1 rRNA gene is annotated in these 3031 nt (G+C 49.4%); it reads left to right on the plus strand.

The features are described 5' to 3' along the window. The first annotated feature begins 15 nt into the window (after positions 1 to 15). Positions 16 to 2937, plus strand: a 23S ribosomal RNA gene (locus tag HMPREF2597_RS00955). Positions 2938 to 3031: the final 94 nt, after the last annotated feature.

Consider the following 3031-nt stretch of genomic DNA (forward strand, 5'->3'; position numbering starts at 1 on the left):
AAGCACAGTGTGGAAGATTAAGTTATTAAGGGCGCACGGTGGATGCCTTGGCACTAGAAGCCGATGAAGGACGTTACTAACGACGATATGCTTTGGGTAGCTGTAAGTAAGCATTGATCCAGAGATTTCCGAATGGGGAAACCCAGCACAAGTTATGTTGTGTTATCGACATGTGAATACATAGCATGTTAGAAGGCAGACCCGGAGAACTGAAACATCTTAGTACCCGGAGGAAGAGAAAGAAAAATCGATTCCCTGAGTAGCGGCGAGCGAAACGGGAAGAGCCCAAACCAATAAGCTTGCTTATTGGGGTTGTAGGACACTCTATACGGAGTTACAAAGGAATATATTAGACGAATCATCTGGAAAGATGAATCAAAGAAGGTAATAATCCTGTAGTTGAAAATATATTCTCTCTTGAGTGGATCCTGAGTACGACGGAGCACGTGAAATTCCGTCGGAATCTGGGAGGACCATCTCCTAAGGCTAAATACTCTCTAGTGACCGATAGTGAACCAGTACCGTGAGGGAAAGGTGAAAAGTACCCCGGAAGGGGAGTGAAAGAGAACTTGAAACCGTGTGCTTACAAGTAGTCAGAGCCCGTTAATGGGTGATGGCGTGCCTTTTGTAGAATGAACCGGCGAGTTACGATTTGATGCAAGGTTAAGCAGGAAATGTGGAGCCGTAGCGAAAGCGAGTCTGAATAGGGCGTTGAGTATTTGGTCGTAGACCCGAAACCAGGTGATCTACCCTTGGTCAGGTTGAAGTTCAGGTAACACTGAATGGAGGACCGAACCGACTTACGTTGAAAAGTGAGCGGATGAACTGAGGGTAGCGGAGAAATTCCAATCGAACTTGGAGATAGCTGGTTCTCTCCGAAATAGCTTTAGGGCTAGCCTCAAGTGATGATTATTGGAGGTAGAGCACTGTTTGGACGAGGGGCCCCTCTCGGGTTACCGAATTCAGACAAACTCCGAATGCCAATTAATTTAACTTGGGAGTCAGAACATGGGTGATAAGGTCCGTGTTCGAAAGGGAAACAGCCCAGACCACCAGCTAAGGTCCCAAAATATATGTTAAGTGGAAAAGGATGTGGCGTTGCCCAGACAACTAGGATGTTGGCTTAGAAGCAGCCATCATTTAAAGAGTGCGTAATAGCTCACTAGTCGAGTGACACTGCGCCGAAAATGTACCGGGGCTAAACATATTACCGAAGCTGTGGATTGTCCTTTGGACAATGGTAGGAGAGCGTTCTAAGGGCGTTGAAGCATGATCGCAAGGACATGTGGAGCGCTTAGAAGTGAGAATGCCGGTGTGAGTAGCGAAAGACGGGTGAGAATCCCGTCCACCGATTGACTAAGGTTTCCAGAGGAAGGCTCGTCCGCTCTGGGTTAGTCGGGTCCTAAGCTGAGGCCGACAGGCGTAGGCGATGGATAACAGGTTGATATTCCTGTACCACCTAGTATCGTTTTAATCGATGGGGGGACGCAGTAGGATAGGCGAAGCGTACGATTGGATTGTACGTCTAAGCAGTGAGACTGAGTGTTAGGCAAATCCGGCACTCATAAGGTCAAGCTGTGATGGGGAGAGGAAATTGTTTCCTCGAGTCGTTGATTTCACACTGCCAAGAAAAGCCTCTAGATAGATAACAGGTGCCCGTACCGCAAACCGACACAGGTAGTCAAGATGAGAATTCTAAGGTGAGCGAGCGAACTCTCGTTAAGGAACTCGGCAAAATGACCCCGTAACTTCGGGAGAAGGGGTGCTCTTTAGGGTGCAAGCCCAGAAGAGCCGCAGTGAATAGGCCCAAGCGACTGTTTATCAAAAACACAGGTCTCTGCTAAACCGTAAGGTGATGTATAGGGGCTGACGCCTGCCCGGTGCTGGAAGGTTAAGAGGAGTGGTTAGCTTCTGCGAAGCTACGAATCGAAGCCCCAGTAAACGGCGGCCGTAACTATAACGGTCCTAAGGTAGCGAAATTCCTTGTCGGGTAAGTTCCGACCCGCACGAAAGGCGTAACGATTTGGGCACTGTCTCAACGAGAGACTCGGTGAAATCATAGTACCTGTGAAGATGCAGGTTACCCGCGACAGGACGGAAAGACCCCGTGGAGCTTTACTGTAGCCTGATATTGAAATTCGGCACAGCTTGTACAGGATAGGTAGGAGCCATTGAAACGTGAGCGCTAGCTTACGTGGAGGCGCTGGTGGGATACTACCCTAGCTGTGTTGGCTTTCTAACCCGCACCACTTATCGTGGTGGGAGACAGTGTCAGGCGGGCAGTTTGACTGGGGCGGTCGCCTCCTAAAAGGTAACGGAGGCGCTCAAAGGTTCCCTCAGAATGGTTGGAAATCATTCATAGAGTGTAAAGGCATAAGGGAGCTTGACTGCGAGACCTACAAGTCGAGCAGGGTCGAAAGACGGACTTAGTGATCCGGTGGTTCCGCATGGAAGGGCCATCGCTCAACGGATAAAAGCTACCCCGGGGATAACAGGCTTATCTCCCCCAAGAGTTCACATCGACGGGGAGGTTTGGCACCTCGATGTCGGCTCATCGCATCCTGGGGCTGTAGTCGGTCCCAAGGGTTGGGCTGTTCGCCCATTAAAGCGGTACGCGAGCTGGGTTCAGAACGTCGTGAGACAGTTCGGTCCCTATCCGTCGTGGGCGTAGGAAATTTGAGAGGAGCTGTCCTTAGTACGAGAGGACCGGGATGGACATACCTCTGGTGTACCAGTTGTCGTGCCAACGGCATAGCTGGGTAGCTATGTATGGACGGGATAAGTGCTGAAAGCATCTAAGCATGAAGCCCCCCTCAAGATGAGATTTCCCAACTTCGGTTATAAGATCCCTCAAAGATGATGAGGTTAATAGGTTCGAGGTGGAAGCGTGGCGACACGTGGAGCTGACGAATACTAATCGATCGAAGACTTAATCAAATATATGTTTTGCGACGCAAAATCAATTTTACTTACTATCTAGTTTTGAATGTATAACATTCACTTGTCTGGTGACAATGGCAAGGAGGTCACA

It is taken from the genome of Staphylococcus sp. HMSC063A07, assembly GCF_001836955.1.
Taxonomy (GTDB): domain Bacteria; phylum Bacillota; class Bacilli; order Staphylococcales; family Staphylococcaceae; genus Staphylococcus; species Staphylococcus lugdunensis.